Annotated in this window: 16 protein-coding genes; 14 read left to right on the forward strand and 2 right to left on the reverse strand. The window is 60.0% G+C overall.

The window, feature by feature from the left end:
• Window positions 1-15: 15 nt before the first annotated feature.
• From QF043_RS08710 to QF043_RS08730, 5 genes are all read left to right on the forward strand, one after another.
• Window positions 16-450, forward strand: a complete 435-nt coding sequence (locus tag QF043_RS08710) for a thioesterase family protein (RefSeq protein WP_305454314.1) — start codon at window positions 16-18, stop codon at window positions 448-450.
• A gap of 55 nt (window positions 451-505) precedes the next feature.
• Window positions 506-1,465 carry a tRNA-dihydrouridine synthase gene (locus tag QF043_RS08715; protein WP_307418192.1) on the forward strand — a complete coding sequence of 320 codons (960 nt, stop codon included), beginning with the start codon at window positions 506-508 and terminating at the stop codon, window positions 1,463-1,465.
• Between the two features lie 575 nt (window positions 1,466-2,040).
• Window positions 2,041-3,540: a hypothetical protein gene (locus QF043_RS08720; protein WP_307418193.1), complete on the forward strand. Its 1,500-nt coding sequence runs from the start codon at window positions 2,041-2,043 to the stop codon at window positions 3,538-3,540.
• Window positions 3,541-3,902: 362 nt separating this feature from the next.
• A complete protein-coding gene (locus tag QF043_RS08725; RefSeq protein WP_307418195.1) occupies window positions 3,903-4,640 on the forward strand; it encodes a hypothetical protein in 738 nt (245 codons plus the stop codon).
• 96 nt (window positions 4,641-4,736) lie between these two features.
• Window positions 4,737-6,746, forward strand: a complete 2,010-nt coding sequence (locus QF043_RS08730) for a hypothetical protein (RefSeq protein WP_307418196.1) — start codon at window positions 4,737-4,739, stop codon at window positions 6,744-6,746.
• On the opposite strand, the gene QF043_RS08735 is transcribed toward QF043_RS08730, so the two are convergent.
• Entirely contained in the window at window positions 6,732-10,040 is a 3,309-nt protein-coding gene (locus QF043_RS08735) for an EAL domain-containing protein (RefSeq protein ID WP_307418197.1), read from the reverse strand. The two genes, QF043_RS08730 and QF043_RS08735, sit on opposite strands and share 15 nt — an antisense overlap.
• A 67-nt stretch (window positions 10,041-10,107) precedes the next feature.
• Window positions 10,108-10,998 (reverse strand): LysR family transcriptional regulator, encoded by an 891-nt coding sequence (locus tag QF043_RS08740; protein ID WP_307418198.1) that lies wholly within the window; start codon window positions 10,996-10,998, stop codon window positions 10,108-10,110.
• 140 nt (window positions 10,999-11,138) lie between these two features.
• Between QF043_RS08740 and leuC the strand changes: the two genes are divergently transcribed.
• The 9 genes from leuC (at window position 11,139) to QF043_RS08785 (ending at window position 22,152) form a co-directional block, all read left to right on the forward strand.
• Entirely contained in the window at window positions 11,139-12,557 is a 1,419-nt protein-coding gene (gene leuC, locus QF043_RS08745) for a 3-isopropylmalate dehydratase large subunit (protein WP_305454308.1), read from the forward strand.
• Window positions 12,558-12,567: 10 nt separating this feature from the next.
• Window positions 12,568-13,212: a 3-isopropylmalate dehydratase small subunit gene (gene leuD, locus QF043_RS08750; protein ID WP_003234333.1), complete on the forward strand. Its 645-nt coding sequence runs from the start codon at window positions 12,568-12,570 to the stop codon at window positions 13,210-13,212.
• A gap of 129 nt (window positions 13,213-13,341) precedes the next feature.
• Entirely contained in the window at window positions 13,342-14,106 is a 765-nt protein-coding gene (locus QF043_RS08755; RefSeq protein ID WP_307418199.1) for a class I SAM-dependent methyltransferase, read from the forward strand.
• Window positions 14,107-14,159: 53 nt separating this feature from the next.
• The gene (gene leuB, locus QF043_RS08760) at window positions 14,160-15,242 is read left to right on the forward strand and encodes a 3-isopropylmalate dehydrogenase (RefSeq protein ID WP_056861237.1); all 1,083 of its coding nucleotides are present in this window, start codon (window positions 14,160-14,162) and stop codon (window positions 15,240-15,242) included.
• Between the two features lie 64 nt (window positions 15,243-15,306).
• On the forward strand, window positions 15,307-16,419 hold the full coding sequence (gene asd / locus QF043_RS08765; protein WP_005789767.1) for an aspartate-semialdehyde dehydrogenase: 1,113 nt from the start codon (window positions 15,307-15,309) through the stop codon (window positions 16,417-16,419).
• A 239-nt stretch (window positions 16,420-16,658) separates the two neighbouring features.
• On the forward strand, window positions 16,659-17,669 hold the full coding sequence (locus tag QF043_RS08770; protein WP_307418200.1) for an aspartate-semialdehyde dehydrogenase: 1,011 nt from the start codon (window positions 16,659-16,661) through the stop codon (window positions 17,667-17,669).
• 161 nt (window positions 17,670-17,830) lie between these two features.
• On the forward strand, window positions 17,831-20,404 hold the full coding sequence (locus tag QF043_RS08775) for a FimV/HubP family polar landmark protein (RefSeq protein WP_307418201.1): 2,574 nt from the start codon (window positions 17,831-17,833) through the stop codon (window positions 20,402-20,404).
• Between the two features lie 226 nt (window positions 20,405-20,630).
• On the forward strand, window positions 20,631-21,455 hold the full coding sequence (truA, locus tag QF043_RS08780; protein WP_307421336.1) for a tRNA pseudouridine(38-40) synthase TruA: 825 nt from the start codon (window positions 20,631-20,633) through the stop codon (window positions 21,453-21,455).
• A gap of 64 nt (window positions 21,456-21,519) precedes the next feature.
• Window positions 21,520-22,152 (forward strand): phosphoribosylanthranilate isomerase, encoded by a 633-nt coding sequence (locus QF043_RS08785; RefSeq protein ID WP_307418202.1) that lies wholly within the window; start codon window positions 21,520-21,522, stop codon window positions 22,150-22,152.
• The last annotated feature ends 151 nt before the right edge of the window (window positions 22,153-22,303 follow it).

A 22,303-nucleotide genomic window follows, 5' to 3' on the forward strand; every position in this document is an offset into this window, starting at 1 on the left:
CGACTGGAGCAAGGCATGGGCTGGGATCTGGCAGCGCCGTTTATCATCGACCTGCAGGTCGCCGCGCAAGACATCGATGGTCTTGGGCACGCCAATAATGCGGTGTACGTGTCCTGGCTGGAGCGTTGTGCGTGGCGCCACTCCCAGCGTCTGGGGCTGGACCTCACCGCGTATCGCCGGCTGGACCGCGCCATGGCCGTGGTGCGCCATGAGATCGACTACTTGGCGGCCGGCTACGAAGGTGACGAGCTGCAATTGGCCACCTGGATCGTTGACTGGGACCAGCGCCTGAAGATGACCCGGCGTTTCCAGCTGGTGCGCCCCAGCGATGGCGCGACCTTGTTGCGTGCGCAAACCACTTTTGTGTGCATCGAGCTGTCCAGCGGCAAACCCAAGCGCATGCCCGCCGAGTTTCTCGACGGCTATGGCCCGGCCCTGACAGGGGGTTAACGGTTACTGCGGGAAACCCAGTAAACTGCGCCACGATTTTTGTTGAGTGTTTCCCATGCAAATTGCTTTGGCGCCCATGGAGGGGTTGGTCGACAACATCCTGCGGGACGTGTTGACCCGCGTGGGCGGTATTGACTGGTGCGTGACCGAGTTCATTCGCGTCAACGACCGCCTGCTCACCCCGGCCTATTTCCACAAGCTCGCCCCCGAACTGCTGCACGGTGCCCACACCGCTGCGGGCGTGCCATTGCGTGTGCAGTTGCTGGGTTCGGACCCGGTGTGCCTGGCGGAGAACGCTGCGCTGGCGTGTGAGCTGGGTTCGCAGGTCATCGACTTGAACTTTGGCTGCCCGGCCAAGACTGTCAACAAATCCCGTGGCGGTGCGGTATTGCTCAAGGAGCCCGAGCTGCTCAACCAGATCGTCGAACACGTGCGCCGCGCCGTGCCGGCGCATATCCCGGTCACCGCGAAGATGCGCCTGGGCTTCGACAGCCCCGACGGCGCGCTGGTGTGCGCCACGGCCCTGGCCGAAGGCGGTGCGGCGCACATCGTGGTGCATGCGCGCACCAAGACCGATGGCTACAAACCGCCAGCCCACTGGGAGTGGATCCCGCGGGTGCAGGACGTGGTCAAGGTGCCGGTGTTTGCCAATGGCGATATCTGGAGCGTCGAAGACTGGAAGCGCTGTCGCGAAGTCAGCGGCGCCGAAGACATCATGCTTGGCCGTGGCCTGGTGGCCCGTCCGGATCTGGCGCGGCAGATCGTAGCGGCGAAGGCAGGTGAAGAAGTGGTGGAAATGACCTGGGCGCAGATGCAGCCGATGCTCCACGAGTTCTGGCGCCAATCGATGGAGCAGCTCACCGAAAAGCAGGCGCCGGGCCGTTTGAAGCAATGGCTGGCGATGCTGACGCGCAACTATCCTGAAGCAGTCGAGCTGTTTACCGCGCTACGCCGTGAAACCGGGCTGGAGCAGGTCAGTCGCTTATTGGGTATGAAGCATCCCGACCCAGCGTAGTGGAATGATCACAGCGGCCTTTGTTGCAAAAATGCTCCGTATTGAAAGATACGGAGCATTTTTGCATTTGGAGGTATTACCGGGGAGGCTTACCAAGCTTGAGAGGTGGCGTTTTTTTGCCGGCTGAGACTTTTTAGCATTGGAACGTAACAGGAAACGTCGACCAGCGTTCAGTAGTTACTACGGGGTTGTTCTGAACAGTTAGTTGCATTTTTAAAAGCACTCAATGGGTGTTACGAAAGATGTTTCACTAAGTGCGGAATATCATAGGTTGTCGTTTGGCTGGTCGGTTAATTATGTCGCTTAATTGCAGTCTTGGCAGTTTATAAGTGCGTGTGTCCGTGCTCACGCCGGTAGGACCGTGCGACGTCTGGACTGTTCGTGAATAGCAACGGGGAAAAGTCTTAAAGGTTGATTTGGTTTCCTTATATGAAGCGCGATTTCTGGAACTCAATAATCTCGCGCTCCACCAAAGTGGGGTCTGTGAAGCGACTCGGTTGCTTGCAGCACTTAAAATCACTATCGCTGTTCTGGGCGTTTAATTGCCAAAGCAGCGCTTAATTAGGAAATTGTTAATGCCTTTTTCGATCAATAACTCGCCCTTTATCAAAAATGATGCGTTGCCCCTTGACTCGACACCGTCAAAAAGTCCCGATGTCGGCACGACGCTTAGCATGTCCGGCGCTGGTTTCGGGCACACTCCATCCGCCCCCAAAACTGAATTTTCCGCAACGCTGCAGCGTGACGGGTTTAATAATGCCGGCGTGCTCACGAAACTGTTTGATATGTTTGATCAACTTATCAGTGCCATGCGTGAGATGTTTTCGGGCAAGGCTGAAATCGCTAATCAAAGGTCTCCCGCCGATAGCTCGGTCCTCTCCAAGCCGGATGCAGGCGTTCCGATCGGCGCGCCTGCGCACATTAAATTGCAGGTGAAGCACTCTTCCTCCTCCGAGGCTCAATCGAAAAGCAAGCTGGAAGAAGGCTCGCAGCAAAAGGAAGCAGCTGTTGCAGGCACCCCATCCAAAGCGACATTGCAGACAGGCCAGCCGCTTAAGAACACCACGGCTGTAGAAACTCAAACGAATAGCACGCTGGAAGAACGTTCGCATCACAAGGAAGCAGCCGTTGCAGGCGCCCAATCCAAAGCGACATTGCAGACAGGCCAGCCGCTAAAGAGCACCACGGCTGTAGAAACTCAAACGAAAAGCACGCTGGATAAAAGTTCGCAGCACAAGGACGTACACGTTGCAGGCGTTCATACCAAAGAGCGGCTTCCAGTCGGTGTGTTGTCCAAGGTTATATCGGATGTTGCGAATCAACTGAAAAAGAAGTCGAGTGAGGATTCGCATCAATCAGAAACGCGTACCCCTGGGCTCCGTGTTTTACCTCAGGCACGTGAATCCGGCATTTATGTGACAACTGAAGCAAACCCACAGATCAAAGTGGAGATTAATGTCAACCACTGCCACTGCCCTGAAACCTCGGGTGAAGCCGGCAAGAAATCGCGTGCCATCGCCGGTGTGGCGTCCAGGACTAACGCGCCTTTGCCGCCTGAAAAGCGAGTACCGACTGATGGTGTGGAAGGGCACGTAAAGTCAGTCATCACTGAGGGCAAGGACAGTAAGCTCATTACTGAGACTAAGGACAGTCATGTCGAGACGACCAAGACTGACGGCGAGGACGCCAAGCTCGTTACTGAGGCTAAGGACAGTCATGTCGAGTCGACCAATACTGACGGCGAGGACGCTAAGCTCATTACTGAGGCCAAGGACAGTCATGTCGAGACGACCAATACTGACGGCGAGGACGCCAAGCTCGTTACTGAGGCTAAGGACAGTCATGTCGAGTCGACCAAGACTGATGACAAGGACGGTGAGCACGATTCCGATCACCTTACCGGTACGCGCCGCAGCGGTGATGAAGTCGCGGAGTCTGACACCTCTGGCTCGCGCGAGACGACCTCGCAGGTAACCCCCCGGCCCAAGCTTGGCGTGACCAGTCCAGGTCCTGCTGAAAACGACAGTGATCGTTGGAACCAAGGTTTCTCCAACAGCTCCCGGCTGAGGAGTTGACACCCGGAAGGGTGTTTTAACTTCGCCGATAACGTCACGTTTCCCCGGCCCCAAGGTTCGGGGAAACGTTAGAAAACGTGGAGCAAGTCATGATGTATTACCGAATTGATAACATCGCTTACCCAGGTGTGCGTCAGCTGCCAGGCATGGATTTGCAAGACGCGCCCCAAGAGCGTGCGCCCTTTGACGCGCCAAGGCATGCCGGTTCGCAGTCGAGCCCGGTGCTGGTGCTCAGTGCCAGGCCTGGGCACCCAAGCGCTGACAGCCTGGGGGGCAGGGTTGCCGCATTCTTGGCGCGGTTGGCCAGTGTTCCCTCGCAGCAAAAGGCCAGGGCCTCTGCCGATGTGCCCCCGCAACCCCAAGTGAACGCCCCGCAGGTGACGCGGGCCGCGACAGCTGTCTCGGCACCCGTGGCGGCTTCCGAGCTTGCAGGGTCGCGCAAAGGGTATATCCCGGGCCTGTCCAATATGCGTAATGGCGCAAAGCCTTTGAATATTTGGCGTGGCTTCCGTCAGGGGCCAGGCGGTAACTGTGCCACGGTAGCGACTATCAAGGCGGCCATGCACAAGTTCGGTCAAAGCCCGACAGACATTTACCGCGAAGTCAGGCGGCTGGACGGCGGTTATCGAGTAACGATGCGCGACAATTACACGCTCACATTAACCGACCGGGAGTTGGCAGTCGCCTCGCGCGCTTCGCAGTTTATCGGCCCCGATAAGGGCATGCTCAAGGATGCGCACTTTTTGTTTGCCGTCAGTGCCAAGCGTGCACACGAGGAAAACAATGACTCAACCGCGGGTGAGAGCTTTGAAGCGGGTGTGGAGAGTTTGAATGATGGTGAGGACGAGGAAAAGCCTGGCGAGGGTTTTCTGCGGTTAGGGCTTAGCCACTATATGGAAAACGTCAGCGTGCGTGAACTTGCAGAAGGTCGCTTGGGCGTGAGTAATCGAGGGGGGCACTCGGTGGCGGTCATCAATGGCCGTGAAGAGATCTGGGGGCGGCCAGGGGCTGCGCCTCGGCGAGGGGAGGCTGTGGCACTCAAGCGCACTCCTTGCTGTCAACGGCTGGCTAATGCTCGGCGCCAAATGGTCGGGCAATAAAAGATCAGTGTTGTCGGCAACTTTCTATATATATCAACTCATCACTCAATGCTCTTTTTAAAGTGTATTGATTGACTGGCTGCAGGAGTCTTTTGTATGGACATCGCCAAACGCAATCTCTCTACTCTTACAACACGCGTACCTGACCTGCCTTTTACAGGGCCGATAGCCAACTCGGCAGACGTAAAATTGCTGGATGTTGTCAACGCATTCAATGCCCCGCCAAGACGCTTTGGTGAGGATTATGATGCCAGTGCTCACGCGGCGGTTATCAAAATGATGATGGTCACGTTTGGTCAACGCCCTGCGGACTTGTTTGTGCAGGTCAAGCGTGCCGGGCAGGGGTATGAGGTCACGCTTAGAGATGGCAATACAGTGCAACTCTCTGAGCTCGAGTTACAACAAACAGCCGCCCACTCACAGTTTGTTGGCAATGACACGGCCGTGATCAGTGATGCAAACTTTGCATTGGCTGTTTTTATTAAACGTAAACAACTTTTGGATGCGCAGGCGGGTAACAGCCAGGGGTTTGAGCGTGTGTTGTCGAACTCTTTGCGTGGTGAGACGACCTACAATCTACTTAAAGGCTTGGGTATGGCCGGGTTTTTACGCCAGGTACCCTCGGCGCAGTTAGTAAGCAGCGGCGGCGTCGGCGTCATGGAAACCCATACATTTGGCGCAGGCTTGGTGTATGAGGGCGTTAGCCATGAACATGGGCGCAAGCGACCTGTTGATCGTCCCTATGTTTACGTACTGGTTAACGACAAGGCATCCGTTGATGTGCAGAGTAATGCGCCCGCTTTGAATGTCGGCATCCAGCCCCAGAGCCCATCCGGCCCTGGCGTGCAGCCAGTGATCGATTCGACTTCCGACACTGATGCTTGGGCAATGGATCAGGCAGCTGTCGATATAGTAAGAAGTTTTGACGTCGCAGAACGACGGTTCGGTGAGGGCGACACCCGTCGGCATGCGTCCGTGATCAAAATGATGATGATGAGGTTTGGCCAGCGTCCTATGGATGTGTTCGACAAGGTCGTGGCAGCCGCAGATGGCTATGACATCACGATGAAGGACGGTTTTTCTGTACATCTTTCCAAAGAAGAATTGCGTCGCACGGCCGCGGTCTCGCGGTTTTCCGGAAGTGACAGCGGTGCGGTGATGGACGCCAATTTCATGTTGGCGGCCTATGTGAAACGTATGCAACTGATCAATACGGACGCTGATACCCCTGGGCACTTTGAGGCCGCGCTATCCGGGGTCATGCTTCATGACATGGTCTACCGGATATTAAAAGGTATGGGGATGACCGGTTTCTTGCGCATTGTCGAGCCCGAAAAGATGCAGAAAAAAGGCACCGTTGCGGTCGTGGACAATTTCGCCGGTGAGCTCGTACTGGATGGCATCAAGCACCCATTCGGCAAGCGACAGCCTGTTGTCAAAGACTACGGCTATATGCTTGCCATGCCGGCGCCCCACACCGCCTCGGCAGAACGGAACAGCACCATTTCCCACCTCTCCAATCGCCCGGTGGGCGTCAAGCCCGACAATATCTGGAGTGGGTTCTACCAAGGTTCCGCACTCAATTGCGTCACGGTCTCGGCGATCAAGGCCGCGATGATGAAGTACGGTCAAAATCCCCAGGGCATTTACAAGCGCGTCATTGAGACACCTGAAGGTTACACCGTGACCATGCGTGATTCATGCACCGTGCAGCTGACCTACGATGAGTTGAAACAGGCGCAAAAAGGTTCGCACTTCTTCGGTGAAGATAGAGGCCTTTTACAAGACGCGATTTTCCTGTTTGCCGTGAGTGCCAAGCGGGCACAAATGGAAAATCACGAGTTTCGGGCCCAAGCCAGTTTTGAGGCCGCTATGGGGACGCTCAATGATAAAGAAACCCCCGGCGAAGCACTGCGGCGTCTGGGCTTGTACGCCTTCACCCGTGGCAGCACTGCCGAGGAACTGGCCAGTGGCGTTCCGGGTACCCTTGCCAATCATGGCCACTCCGTAGGCGTTTTTGATGGGGTGATCGATTTATATGGGTCAAAAATGAAATTGGCCGGTTCGGAATGGATAAAAGGCGCTCGTGCGTTAAAACTGGTGTAAACCGCGTGAAGGCGGTTGAACCAGTAACAGCCTGAACGCCTCGATCGGCAGCGGCCGACTGTGCAAATACCCCTGGAACAAATGGCACCCCAGCTTTTGCAGGAACGCCAGTTGTTCCGGGGTCTCAACGCCCTCGGCGATTACGTCCAGATTGAGGCTGCGCGCCATGGCCACAATGGCGCGGATGATTTCCGCATCATTGGGGTCATGGGTGGCATCGCGCACAAAGGACTGGTCGATCTTCAGCGCGTCCACCGGCAAGCGCTTGAGGTAGGTCAACGACGAATAGCCGGTGCCGAAGTCATCCATGGCAAAGCTCACGCCGAGTTTTTTCAGGCGGCGCATCTTCGCCACGGTGTCATCCAGGTTCTGGATGACGATGCCTTCGGTGATCTCCAGCTTTAACAGGCTGCAGGGCAGATGATGCTGTTTGAGGCTGTGTTCTACCCGCTCCACAAAGTCGTTCTGGCGAAACTGCCGGGGGCTGATATTCACGCACAGGCTGAAATTAAGCGGGTCTACCAGGCCCTCGGCGATCAGCTGCGCAAAGGCGCCGCAAGCTTCATCGAGGATCCAGGTGCCAACCTCCAGGATCAGGCCGCTGTCTTCCAGGACCTTGATAAATTCGGTGGGTGACTGCGCGCCCAATTGTGGGTGCTCCCAGCGCACCAGCGCCTCGGCGCCGACAATTTTGTTGCCGCGTGCATCCACTTGAGGCTGGTAGTGCACGCTGAACTCACCGCGAGACAGCGCCAGGCGCAAGTCGGTCTCCATGCGCAGGCGCTCGCTGGCGGTTTTCTGCATGCTGTTGTGGAACATTTGCGTGGTGTTGCGCCCCGAGTCTTTGGCGCGATACAGCGCAATGTCGGCGCGCTTGAGCAGGTCGGCGGGCGTGGAACCATGATCGGGAATCAGCGCCACCCCAATGCTCGGCGTGACTTGCAGGCGGTGGCCATCGAGGAACATCGGCTCCGACAGCAGTTCGCGCAGCGTGTCGGCCAATAGGTGCACTTGGCTGCCGACCTCTGCACGTGTGCCCTCCAGTCCACTGAGCAACACCACGAACTCATCACCGCCCAGGCGCGCCACGGTGTCTTCCAGGCGCACGCTGGCTTCCAGTCGCGCAGTGACTATTTTCAGCACGGTGTCGCCCACCGGGTGGCCGAGGGAGTCGTTGATGTGTTTGAAGTGGTCAAGGTCGAGGAACAGCAACGCGCCACGCAGGTTATGGCGTTTGAGCAAGGCGATCTGCTGGCTCAAACGGTCCATCAGCAGCGCACGATTAGGCAGGTTGGTCAGTGGGTCGTGATAGGCCAAGTGACGAATCTGCGCCTGGGCGTTTTTCAGCAGGCTCACATCCCGTGCAGTCAACAGCAGGCACGGGGTTTCATTGAGGGTGATGGGTTCCACCGAGACTTCCACCGCCAACACGTCGCCGTGCTTGTTGTGCCAGAGCATTTCCAGGTGATGAATGCGGCCCTTGATCTGCAGCTCGGCCAACAACGCCGCCCGCTGGTTTTCATCGGCCCAGATGCCGATCTGGTAGAGCGTGAGGCCGATGGCCTCTTCGGCGCGGTAGCCGGTCAGGCGGCAAAAGCCGTCGTTGACCTCGACATAACGGCCGGTGTCGCGTTCGGTGATGGAAATCGCATCGGGGCTGGAGTGAAAAGCCTTGGCGAATTTCTCCTCACTGGCTTTGAGCGCAGCCTCCGAGCGCTGTTGCTGGGTGATATCGCGCAGTGTGGTGACGATGCACGGCTGATCGCCGACCTTGATCAACCGGCTGGAAATCACGCAGGTCAGGCTTTGGCCGTTCTGGTGATGCACCACCAGAGCCACATTGCTCAACAACTGTTCGCGAATCACCTGCTCAATGCGTTGCAGGCGCTGGCTCGAATCATCCCACAGGCCGATCTGCTCGGCGCTGTTGCCGATGACGTCGGCGGCGGTCCAGCCGAAGGTCTGGGTAAAGGCCGGGTTGATCTCGATAAACACGCCGCTGTCCAGGCAGGTTACGCAGATCGGGTCAGGGCTGGCCTGGAACAGGCTGGCGAATTTCTCTTCGGAGGCGGTCAGGCGTTGTTCGCGTTCAACCTGGTCGGTGATATCGAGCAAGGTGCCGGCCATGCGCAGCGGCTTGCCGGCATCATCGCGATACAGGCGTGCGCGGCTTTCCAGGTAGCGCGGGCTGCCATCTTCCATTTCCACCCGGTAGGTCAACTGGTAGTTGCCGTCCGGGCCTTCGCGCAGGCTGCGGTAGGCGTTGCGCATGCCCTCGCGGTCGGCATCGGACATGCCTTCAAAAAACGCGTCGAAGGCTTCGTGGAAAGGTTCGGGCGGCAGGCCGTGCAACTGGGCGGCGCGGGCCGAGCCGTAGAGCATGCCGGTGGGGATGTGCCAGTCCCAGGTGCCCAGTTGCGCCGAATCCAGGGCCAGGTCGAGGCGCTCCTGGCTGTCCTTGAGCGCCTGTTCGGCGTTCTTGCGGTCGGTGGTGTCGAGGAAGGTGCTGATCAGGTAAGCCTCGCCTTCAAGCTCGACCTTTTGTGCACTCAGGGTGCCATCGTGGATCTGACCGTTGCTGGCGCAGAACTGCACGTCCATGGTGATCGGCTCGCCCTTGCGCTGGGTGGCCTGGACCAGCAGCGCGCGCTCCTCGGGGTGGCGCCATAGGCCCAGTTCCAGGGTGGTGCGGCCGATGGCCTCGGCCACGGGCCAGCCAAAGTGAATCTCGAAATATTGGTTGGCTTCACTGATGCGGCCGTCAGACTGGCGGGTGAGCAACACCATGTTGGGGCACAGGTGAAACAGCGTGGCGAAGCGTTTTTCCGATTGCATGAGGGCGTGTTCGCGCTCGCGCTGGCGGGTGGTTTCGCGGATCACCCCGATCATGCGGCGTCGGCCGGCTTTGTCCGGCGCCAGGCTGCCGTTGATTTCCAGCCAGTGATGGCTGCCATCCGGCCATTGGATATGGTGGTGCATGGCCTGCTCGAACGGCTCGCCGGCCAGCACCGCATGAAACGCGCGCACCACTCGGGCGCGGTCCTGGGGCGCCAGCAGGTCCAGGTAGCCCAGGTCTTTGGGCAGTGGTTGCCGAGGGTCGTAGCCGAACAGCGCCTGGGTGCCGCGTGACCAACTGATCCTGCCGGTGTCGATTTCCCAGCACCACGCGCCAAGGCGGGCAGCATTGAGGGCCGCCAGCAATTGCGGAGCACTTTCCCAGCTTTGTTCCGCCTCTTGAGGGTCCAAGGCGTAAATGCGCGGCAGGGGCGGCACGGAATCGAGGGGGTTGCGCATTATCAAAGGGCCTTGGCTCAATGGGCGTTCGGCGCGGTTCTATTCAGGCTTTATGGGCCGCACAGCTTCATACCGGTGTCCCTGGCAGATCGACCTGTGCATCCAATAGGCTCATGAAAGCCCGCGCAGCGTTCGACAGCGTCCTTTCGGTGTGCACGATATAGCCTAGCTGGCGACTGAGCTGTATGCCCGGCAAAGCGATGCTTGCCACCTGATCATCGAGCATGGTGCGCGGCAACACGCTCCAGGCCAAGCCGATGGAGACCATCATCTTGATGGTTTCCAGGTAGTTGGTGCTCATCGCAATGTTGGGCGTAAGGCCTTGCGCTTCGAACAGCCGGCTGACGATATGGTGGGTGAAGGTATTGCCGCCGGGGAAAACCGCCGGGTGTTTGGCAATGTCGGCCAGGCTGACGGTGCCGTTGCCGGTCAAGCTGTGTTCCGGCGCCACCACAAAATCCAGCGGGTCGTCCCACACCGACGTGGCGCGCACCAGGTTGTGCGGTTCAGGCGCCAGGGTGATGACCGCCACTTCGGCGCGGCCGTGGAGGATTTCTTCGTAGGCCACTTCCGAATCAAGGAACTGAATATCCAGTGCCACATTGGGATATTGCCGGGTAAAGGTGCGCAGGATCGGCGGCAGGCGGTGCAGGCCGATGTGATGGCTGGTGGCCAATGTCAGCCGTCCGCTGACTTCGCCGGTCAGGTTGGTCAGCGCGCGGCGCGTATCGTCCAGCACATTCAGAATCTGATAAGCGCGCGGCAGCAGGGCGCGTCCGGCCTCGGTCAGGCCGACTTCACGGCCCAGGCGATCGAACAGGCGCACCTTTAATTGCTGCTCCAGCCCGGCGATGCGTTTACTGATGGCCGGCTGGGTCAGGTGCAGGCGTTCACCGGCGCCGGAGAAGCTGCCGGTCTCGGCGATGGCAATAAAGGCGTTGAGGTTGGCCAGGTCCATGGTGGTATTCCAGTTGGTAATCCAAAGCATAAAAAATATGAATTTGAGTTATTTAATGTAGCGCCATACCATCAGCCTCACAAGCCAAAGGGTTATTGAAAAGCCCGGCGTTTAGATGCACCTGTGATGAGGACCGACTGATGGCCGGCAAAACGCTTTACGACAAGCTTTGGGATTCCCATGAAGTGAAACGGCGCGACGATGGCTCGTCGCTGATCTATATCGACCGTCACATCATCCATGAAGTGACCTCGCCCCAAGCGTTCGAAGGCCTGCGACTGGCCGGGCGCAAGCCTTGGCGCGTCGACTCGATCATCGCCACCCCGGACCACAACGTGCCCACCACCCCGGAACGCAAGGGCGGCATCGAAGCCATTGCCGACCAGGTGTCGCGCCTTCAGGTGCAGACCCTCGACGACTACTGCGACGAATATGGCATCACCGAATTCAAGATGAATGACGTGCGCCAAGGCATCGTTCACGTGATCGGCCCGGAGCAGGGCGCCACCTTGCCAGGCATGACCGTGGTCTGCGGCGACTCCCACACCTCCACCCACGGTGCATTTGGCGCCCTGGCCCATGGCATCGGCACCTCCGAGGTCGAACATGTGTTCGCCACCCAGTGCCTGGTCGCCAAAAAGATGAAGAATATGTTGGTCAAAGTCGAAGGCACCTTGCCCTTCGGCGTGACCGCCAAAGACATCGTGCTGGCCGTGATCGGCAAGATCGGCACCGCCGGCGGTAACGGCCACGCCATCGAGTTTGCCGGCAGCGCGATTCGCGACCTGTCCATCGAGGGCCGCATGACCATCTGCAACATGTCCATCGAAGCCGGTGCCCGCGTGGGCATGGTGGCGGCGGACGAAAAAACCGTTGAATACGTCAAAGGTCGCCCATTTGCACCGGCGGGCGCCGATTGGGACGCTGCGGTCGAGGCCTGGAAAGACCTGGTCTCCGACGCCGACGCGGTGTTCGACACCGTGGTCGAGCTCGACGCGGCCCAGATCAAACCGCAAGTCAGCTGGGGCACCTCGCCGGAAATGGTCTTGGCGGTTGACCAGAACGTGCCCGACCCGGCTAAAGAAACCGACTTGGTCAAGCGTGGCTCCATCGAACGCGCCCTGAAGTACATGGGCTTGAAGGCCAATCAGGCGATCACCGACATCCAGTTGGACCGCGTGTTTATCGGTTCCTGCACCAACTCGCGGATCGAAGACCTGCGCGCTGCGGCGGTGATCGCCAAAGGCCGTAAAGTGGCTTCGACCATCAAGCAAGCCATCGTGGTGCCGGGTTCGGGCCTGGTGAAGGCTCAAGCTGAAGCCGAAGGCCTGGACAAGATCTTCCTCGAGGCCGGTTTTGAATGGCGTGAGCCGGGCTGCTCGATGTGCCTGGCGATGAACCCGGACCGTTTGGAGTCGGGCGAGCATTGCGCGTCCACGTCCAACCGTAACTTCGAAGGGCGTCAGGGCGCTGGTGGCCGTACCCACCTGGTGAGCCCGGCCATGGCCGCTGCGGCGGCCGTCAACGGTCGTTTCATCGACGTTCGCGAATTGATCTGAGGAATACCCGATGAGAGCTTTTACCCAACACACCGGCCTTGTCGCCCCATTGGATCGCGCCAACGTCGACACCGACCAGATCATCCCCAAGCAGTTCTTGAAGTCGATCAAGCGCACCGGTTTTGGCCCTAACCTGTTCGACGAGTGGCGCTACCTGGACGTGGGCTACGCCTATCAGGACAACTCCAAGCGCCCGCTGAACAAGGATTTCGTGCTCAACGCCGAGCGCTACCAAGGCGCCAGTGTATTGCTGGCGCGGGAAAACTTCGGCTGCGGCTCCAGCCGTGAACACGCGCCGTGGGCCCTGGAAGAATATGGCTTTCGCAGCATCATCGCGCCGAGCTACGCCGACATCTTCTTCAACAACAGCTTCAAGAACGGCTTGCTGCCGATCATCTTGAGCGATGCCGAAGTGGATGAGTTGTTCAAGCAGGTGGAAGCGGATGTGGGCTACCAACTGACCGTTGACCTGGCCGCGCAGACCGTGACCCGCCCGGACGGCAAGGTGTATCACTTTGAGGTGGATGCGTTCCGCAAGCATTGCCTGATCAATGGCCTGGACGACATCGGCCTGACCTTGCAGGACGGCGATGCGATTGCCGCGTTTGAAGCCAAACACCGGGCGAGCCAGCCCTGGCTGTTTCGCGATGCCTGATTGGCGGTAACTGTGCGGGCCCCATCGCGGGCAAGCCCGACTCCCACCTTGGAATGCATTCCAACTGTGGGAGCTGGCTTGCCTGCGATAGCGCCAGTACAACCACCCCAACACCCAAGGAAAGCCACCATGACCACCACCGCCCACACCCAAGTCGTGCAAAAACAATTCGGCGAGCAAGCCTCGGCCTACCTGAGCAGTGCCGTGCACGCCCAGGGCACCGAATTCGCGCTGCTCCAGGCCGAACTGGCCGGGCAGGGCGCTGCACGCCTGCTGGATTTGGGGTGCGGTGCGGGGCATGTGAGTTTCCAGGTGGCGCCACTGGTCAACGAGGTAGTGGCCTACGACCTGTCCCAACAGATGCTCGACGTGGTTGCCGCAGCGGCTATAGACCGCAACCTGACCAACATCCGCACCGTACACGGCGCCGCCGAGCGCCTGCCATTCGCCGATGGCGAGTTCGATTTCGTGTTCAGCCGCTACTCGGCCCACCACTGGAGCGACCTGGGCCTGGCGTTGCGCGAAGTGCGCCGAGTGCTCAAGCCGGGTGGCGTGGCGGCTTTCGTCGACGTCTTGTCACCGGGCAGCCCGCTGTTGGACACTTACCTGCAAACCGTCGAAGTGCTGCGCGACACCAGCCACGTGCGCGATTACTGCGCCGCCGAATGGATGCAACAGCTCAGCGAAGCCGGCTTGCATGTGCGCACCAGCAGCCGTCAGCGCCTGCGCCTGGAATACACCTCGTGGGTCGAGCGTATGCGCACACCAGAGGTCTTGCGCGCCGCGATCCTTGCGCTGCAACAGGCAATGGGCCAGGAAGTGCGCGATTACTACGAGATTCAAGCCGACGGCACCTTCAGCACCGACGTGCTGGTGGTTTTCGCTGAACGCTGATTGATTTTTCCCGACCTGCCCACGGGCGGGTCGCTTGATGAAATGAGGAACGCATGAGCAAGCAGATTCTGATTCTCCCTGGCGACGGTATTGGTCCGGAAATCATGGCCGAAGCGGTCAAGGTCCTGGAACTCGCCAACAGCAAGTACAACCTGGGCTTTGAGCTGAGCCACGACGTGATCGGCGGCGCGGCCATCGACAAGCACGGCGTGCCGCTGGCCGACGAAACCCTGGACCGCGCCCGTGCGGCCGATGCTGTGCTGCTCGGCGCCGTGGGTGGCCCGAAGTGGGACAAGATCGAGCGTGATATCCGCCCGGAACGCGGCCTGCTGAAAATCCGCGCGCAACTGGGCCTGTTCGGCAACCTGCGCCCGGCCATCCTCTACCCGCAGCTGGCCGACGCGTCGAGCCTCAAGCCGGAAGTGGTGGCGGGCCTGGACATCCTGATCGTGCGTGAACTGACCGGCGGTATCTATTTCGGCTCGCCACGCGGCGTGCGCGAGTTGGAAAATGGCGAGCGTCAGGCCTACGACACCCTGCCGTACAGCGAAAGCGAAATCCGCCGTATTGCCCGTGTCGGTTTCGACATGGCCCGTGTGCGCGGCAAAAAGGTCTGCTCGGTGGATAAAGCCAACGTACTGGCCTCCAGCCAACTGTGGCGCGAAATCGTCGAGGAAGTCGCCAAGGACTACCCGGACGTAGAGCTCAGCCACATGTACGTCGACAACGCTGCCATGCAACTGGTGCGTGCGCCCAAGCAGTTTGACGTGATCGTTACCGACAACCTGTTCGGCGACATCCTGTCCGACCAGGCCTCGATGCTCACCGGCTCCATCGGCATGCTGCCGTCGGCGTCCCTGGACACCAACAACAAGGGCATGTACGAGCCGTGCCACGGTTCGGCGCCGGACATCGCAGGCCAGGGCATTGCCAACCCGCTGGCGACCATTTTGTCGGTGTCGATGATGCTGCGTTACAGCTTCAACTTGAGCGAAGCGGCGGATGCCATCGAGAAGGCGGTCAGCCTGGTGCTGGATCAAGGTTTGCGCACCGGTGACATTTGGTCACAGGGTTGCAGCAAAATCGGCACGCAAGAAATGGGCGATGCAGTAGTCGCCGCGCTGCGGAATCTGTAATCTCTCCGGCCCGCTTGCAGTTGTTGCTGCAAGGCGGCCCACTTTTTAACAAGGTGTAGTTGCGATGAAACGTGTAGGTCTGATCGGTTGGCGCGGTATGGTCGGTTCCGTGCTCATGCAGCGGATGCTGGAAGAGCAGGATTTCGATCTTATTGAGCCGGTGTTTTTCACCACTTCGAACGTAGGTGGCCAAGGGCCGTCCGTGGGCAAGGATATCGCCCCGCTCAAGGACGCCTACAGCATTGAAGAGCTGAAAACCCTCGACGTGATTCTGACCTGCCAGGGTGGCGACTACACCAGCGAAGTCTTCCCCAAGCTGCGTGAAGCCGGCTGGCAGGGTTACTGGATCGACGCCGCCTCGAGCCTGCGCATGCAGGATGACGCGGTGATCATCCTCGACCCGGTGAACCGCAAGGTCATCGACCAGCAGCTGGATGCCGGCACCAAGAACTACGTCGGCGGCAACTGCACCGTCAGCCTGATGCTGATGGGCCTGGGCGGCTTGTTCGAAGCCGGCCTGGTTGAGTGGATGAGCGCCATGACGTATCAGGCGGCGTCCGGCGCCGGCGCGCAGAACATGCGCGAACTGATCAAGCAGATGGGCGCAACCCATGCCGCTGTTGCCGATCAACTGGCCGACCCTGCCAGCGCGATCCTCGACATCGACCGGCGTGTGGCCGAAGCCATGCGCAGCGACGCTTACCCGACCGAGAACTTCGGTGTGCCATTGGCCGGCAGCCTGATCCCGTGGATCGACAAGGAACTGCCAAACGGCCAGAGCCGCGAAGAGTGGAAGGCCCAGGCCGAGACCAACAAGATTCTGGGTCGTTTCAAGAACCCGATTCCGGTGGACGGCATCTGCGTGCGCATCGGTGCCATGCGCTGCCACAGCCAGGCGCTGACCATCAAGCTGAACAAAGACGTGCCGATCGCCGATATCGAAGGGCTGATCAGCCAGCACAACCCATGGGTCAAGCTGGTGCCGAACAACCGCGACATCAGCATGCAGGAGCTGAGCCCGACCAAGGTCACCGGCACCCTGAATGTACCGGTGGGCCGTCTGCGCAAGCTGAACATGGGCAGCCAGTTCCTGGGCGCGTTCACGGTGGGCGACCAGTTGCTGTGGGGCGCGGCCGAGCCGCTGCGTCGCATGCTGCGGATTTTGCTCGAGCGTTGATCGCTTGAAACCGTAAGAGAAACCCGCGCTCTGGTGACAGGCGCGGGTTTTTTATTGCCCTTGAGGCCGCCATCGCAGGCAAGCCAGCTCCCACATTGTGTTTTGTGAACACATTCAAGGGTGGGAGCTGGCTTGCCTGCGATGAGGCCATCAGCCTCACCACAAAGGCCAGCTTAATTGCCTCACCCCGAGCCACCCGGTAAAGTGCCGCTCCCCCCGCAATGCCCGAGGCAGCCCCCATGACCCAGACCTTTGAAATCGCCGTGATCGGCGCCACCGGTACCGTCGGTGAAACCCTGGTGCAGATTCTCGAAGAGCTGGATTTTCCGGTGGGCACCCTCTACCTGCTGGCCGGCAGCAATTCGGCCGGCGCCTCCGTGCCGTTTCGCGGCAAGAACGTGCGGGTCAAGGAAGTCGATGAGTTCGATTTCAAAAAAGCGCAGCTTGCCTTCTTTGCGGCCGGCCCGGCCGTTACCTTGAGCTTCGCCCCGCGCGCCATCGCTGCTGGCTGTGCGGTCATCGACCTGTCTGGCGCGTTGCCCGCTGAACAAGCGCCTCACGTGGTACCGGAGGCCAATGCCCATGTCCTGGACAGCTTGAAAAAGCCCTTCCAACTGAGCAGCCCAAGCCCATCGGCGACCAACCTGGCCGTGGTGCTGGCGCCGTTGCGTGAATTGTTGGAGATCCAGCGTGTCAGCGTCACCGCCAACCTGGCGGTATCGGCCCAGGGCCGTGAAGCCGTCAGCGAGCTGGCGCGACAGACCGCCGAACTGCTGAACGTGCGCCCGCTGGAACCCCAGTTCTTTGATCGGCAGATGGCCTTCAACCTGTTGGCACAAGTCGGTACGCCAGATGCGAAAGGTCATACAGCTCTAGAGAAACGTCTCGTATACGAACTGCGCGCGGTGCTGGAAACTCCATTGCTGAAGATTTCTGCAACCTGCGTTCAAGCCCCGGTGTTTTTTGGCGATAGCCTGACGGTGTCGCTGCAATTGGGTGCGCCGGTCGACCTGGCAGCGGTGAACCGTGTATTGGAAGCGGCGCCTGGCATTGAACTGGTTGAAGAGGGCGATTACCCCACGGCTGTGGGCGATGCGGTCGGCCAGGATGTGGTCTACGTCGGCCGTGTGCGGGCGGGTGTGGATGACCCGGCGGAACTAAATCTGTGGCTGACGTCAGATAACGTACGCAAGGGCGCGGCACTCAACGCCGTACAGCTGGCGCAGTTGTTGATAAAAGGCCTTGTGTAAAAGATACTTGGCGGCAATTTGTAGATTGATTCTAGCCAAGCGCTATGCTTGGTCCCAAGCGGTAAAGAAGCGCGTCGGTAACCTATCGGCTCGCCATGCCTTATGGCAGCGGTTACCAACCTTCTCGCAGGCCGGGGAGTGTTCAGACAAAGGATGAGGCTATGGTTCAAGTTCGCAAACTGGTGTTAGCAATAGCGGCCGCCTCGGCGCTGTCCTCCGGTATGGCGCAGGCGCTGCAGCTTGGGGAGATGACCCTCAAGTCGAAGCTGAACCAGCCGTTGTCGGTGGAAATCGAATTGCTCGACGTGGGCGGCCTCACGGCTGCCGAGATCACCCCGAGCCTGGCCTCCGACCAGGCGTTTGTCGATGCAGGCGTAGACCGCCAGGCGTTCCTCAATGACCTGACGTTTACCCCGGTGATCAACCCCAGCGGCCGCAGTGTGGTGCGTGTTACCTCCAGCAAGCCACTGCCCGATTCCTACGTACGTTTCCTGCTGCAGGTGCAGTGGCCCAATGGCCGCCTCATGCGCGATTACAGCGTTTTGCTCGACCCGGCCAAATTTGATCAATCGGCGCCCGCCACCGGCGCGCCTACGCCGCGTTTGAGCGCACCGACCACCACTGCGCCCGCCACCACAGCGACGACCGCCAGCAAATCCGCTCAACACACCACGACTTCTCACGACACCTTGTGGGAAATTGCCGAAAAGAACCGCAACGGTGCGTCGGTGCAGCAAACCATGCTGGCCATTCAGGCGCTTAATCCTGATGCCTTTGTCGACGGCAACATCAACCGCCTGAAAACCGGCCAGGTCCTGCGCCTGCCGGATCGCCAGCAAGCCACCAGCTTGCCGCAGCCCGACGCGATTGCCGAAGTGGCTGCGCAAAATGCTGCCTGGCGCGAAGGCCGTCGCACAGCCGGTAACCCGGTAGCGGGCAAGCAACAGCTGGACGCGACCAAGCGCACCCAGGCCGGCAATGCGCCGTCGAGCACCACGGCCAAGGACAACTTGAGCCTGGTGTCGGCGGAGTCGGCCAAAAAAGGCGCGAAGGGCAAGGCCGGTGATAGCCGAGCGGTGAGCGACAAACTGGCGATGACCCAGGAGCAGTTGGACACCACCCGGCGCGACAATGAAGAGCTCAAAAGCCGCGCAGCGGACCTGCAAAGCCAACTGGACAAGCTGCAAAAACTCATTCAACTGAAAAACGATCAACTCGCCAGGTTGCAGGCCGGCAACCCTGAGCCGGCACCGCAGGCGACAGCGGCGATGCCGGCTCAATTGGCAACTGAACCTGCGCCTGCGCCTGCGCCAGCACCCGCTGAGGCTGCGCCCGTTGCCGCAGCACCCGCGCCCGAGCCAATCAAGGCGCAGGACACGCCAGCCACCAGCGAAGGCAAGTTCAACGAGCTGCTGACCAACCCGATCGTCCTCGGTGTGATCGGCGGCGCGGCCGGCTTGCTGGTGTTGTTGCTCCTGCTACTGTGGGCGCGCCATCGCAATGCGCGACTCGAAGAGGAAAAGCACCTGCGCATGGCGCGCGCGCTGGCCGAAGAACCGGCATTTACGCCAAATGTGGATCACGATCTGCCTGCGGACAGCTTCGAAGGCCTTGAAGTGGCAGCACCGAACGTTAAATTGGCCGCCACTCCCGCGCCGGCGGCTGTTGCTGAGCCCGTGGTGGTGCCATCGGTTGCCTCCGTACTCGCGCCGTTGGCCGTTGCCGTCGCCCCGGAAAACTCCAGTGACGCACTGGCGCAAGCACAATCCCATATCGACCGTGGCCACCTGAACCAGGCTGCCGATGTGCTGGAGCAGGCGATCAAGCGCGAACCCAAGCGCAGCGACCTGCGCCTGAAGTTGATGGAAGTCTATGGCCTGCAAGGCGACAAGGACGGTTTCGTCACCCAGGAGCGTCAACTGGTGGCCAATGGTGAAAACCATGCCCAGGTCGAGCAACTGAAAAACCGCTTTCCGGCCATGGCCGTATTGGCGGCGGGTGTCAGTGCTGCGGTGGCAGCGGCGGCCCTGGATGCTCAATACGTCAAGGACTTGCTCGAAGACAAACCCGCCGCGCCGGCCCCGGAGCCTGAGGCGTTCGACACGGATTTCGACCTGAGTCTGGATGACCTGGAAGCGGCGTCACCCACCGTCGTCAGCCCGAAAGACGCGCCGAGCTTTGAGTCGGTGCTGCAACAGCAGACCGAAGCCAAGGCCAGCCCGGATGACCTGTCGGATTTCGACCTGGATTTGCAGCTCGAGGCCCCGTCTTCGCTGGCAGATGATGACTTTCTGTCGGGCCTGGAAGATCAAATGAAGGACGTGCCGGCCGTCGAGCCGCCGACCCTGGCGCCCACTGCGCTGGACGATTTTGACCTGCCGGAGGACTTCGATCTGTCCCTGGCCGATGAGCCGCAAGCCCCGGCCCCAGCCAAGCCGGATGCCTTCGCCTCGGAACTTGATGACGTCAACGCAGAACTCGATCGCTTGTCCCAGAGCCTCGAGCATCCGCCGATCGAGCCTTCCTTCACCGCTGAAGATGCGGCGTTGGGTGCTGATGAGCCGGAATTCGACTTCCTTTCCGGTACCGATGAGGTCGCCACCAAGCTGGACTTGGCCCAGGCCTACATCGACATGGGCGATACCGATGGTGCAAAGGAGATCCTGGAGGAAGTGCTGATCGCTGGCACTTTAGAACAGCGCGATGAAGCCAAGGAAATGCTCGGCAAGATCTAAAGTGCGCTGCAAAACCCCTGTGGGAGCGGGCTTGTGTGGGAGCTGGCTTGCCTGCGATGGCGTCGACCGGGTCTCAACTGTAGACCGAGGTGCCTGTATCGCAGGCAAGCCAGCTCCCACACAACAAAAGCGCCCCGCATAGGTTCTACCGCCTTTATAATGGCTCTCTTCGCGCAACTCATCGGGCTCTCAGTTCTTGGCAAATATAGATAACGCGGCCGCCGAAATGGCGGCCGCAGGCTTTAATCGCATCGCCTTGGGCGTGGAATACAAAGGTTCGCGCTATCGCGGCTGGCAGCGCCAGGCTTCCGGTGTGCTGACCGTGCAGGAAACCCTCGAAAACGCGTTGTCGAAGGTGGCGGATTCGCCGATCTCGCTGATGTGTGCCGGGCGTACCGATGCCGGTGTGCACGCCTGTGGCCAGGTGGTGCACTTTGACACCCAGGCCGAACGCACGCTAAAAGCCTGGGTGATGGGCGCCAATATCAATTTGCCCCATGACGTCAGCGTGACCTGGGCCAAGGTCATGCCTGCGCATTTTCATGCGCGCTTCAAGGCCATCGCCCGGCGCTACCGCTACGTGATCTACAACGATCAGATCCGCCCGGCGCACCTGAATCAGGAAATTACCTGGAACCACCGCCCGCTGGATGCCGAGCGCATGGCCGAGGCCGCCCGGCATCTGGTCGGCGTGCATGATTTCAGCGCCTTCCGTGCAGGCCAGTGCCAGGCCAAGTCGCCGATCAAGGAAGTCCACCACCTGCGCGTGACCCGTCACGGCAAGATGATCGTGCTGGATATCCGTGCCGGCGCCTTCCTGCACCATATGGTGCGCAATATTGCCGGTGTGCTGATGACCATCGGCACTGGCGAGCGCCCGGTGGAGTGGGCGCGCGAAGTGCTGGAAAGCCGCGTTCGCCGCACCGGCGGTGTCACGGCGCATCCGTTCGGCCTGTACCTGGTGGATGTGGAGTACCGCGACGAGTTTGAATTGCCGCAGCGCTTTATCGGTCCACATTTCCTCACAGGTTTCAGCGAACTTGACGGCTGACGCCTGCAAGCGCTTTTGTTACCATCCGGGACTTTCTCGGCCCAACCCCTGAGGTTTCCACGCCATGCCAGCCGTTCGCAGCAAGATTTGCGGGATTACCCGCATAGAAGACGCGCTGGCGGCAGTCGAAGCGGGGGCGGATGCCATCGGTTTTGTGTTCTATGCCAAGAGCCCGCGGGCGGTGAACGTGTTGCAGGCGCGGGCGATCATCGCTGCGCTGCCGCCATTCGTGACCACCGTGGGGCTGTTCGTCAACGCCAGCCGTTGCGAACTCAACGAAACCCTGGATGCCGTGCCGCTGGATATGCTGCAATTTCACGGTGACGAAAGCCCCGATGAATGCGAAAGCTATCAACGCCCGTATATCAAGGCGCTGCGCGTCAAGGCCGGGGATGACATTGCTGCTGCGTGCGCCGCCTATACTGGCGCTCGCGGCATTTTGCTGGATACCTATGTCGAAGGCGTGCCCGGCGGCACGGGAGAGGCGTTCGACTGGACGCTGATTCCCGCAGGCTTGAGCACGCCGATCATCCTCGCTGGTGGGCTCAACCCCGCGAATGTCGCGGCGGCCATCGAGCAGGTTCGGCCTTATGCGGTGGACGTCAGCGGCGGAGTGGAGCAGGGCAAGGGCATCAAGGATCACCACAAGATTCGCGCATTCATGCAGGCCGTGCGCAACAGCAGTGGCGCGATGTGACGGCTGGCAGTCTGCCGCCGTCCATAACTACCACTGTGTAGAACAGCACCGGCGCCGCCTGCGGGAGGCCCGGAAATGAAGTGGCAACCGTGCGTTGGCAGGTTGTCTGGAAGGCTGAGGATACAGGCGGGAAATGGCCGGTCGAACGTCT

The sequence above is a fragment of the Pseudomonas sp. W3I7 genome (genome assembly GCF_030816095.1).
GTDB lineage: Bacteria > Pseudomonadota > Gammaproteobacteria > Pseudomonadales > Pseudomonadaceae > Aquipseudomonas > Aquipseudomonas salomonii.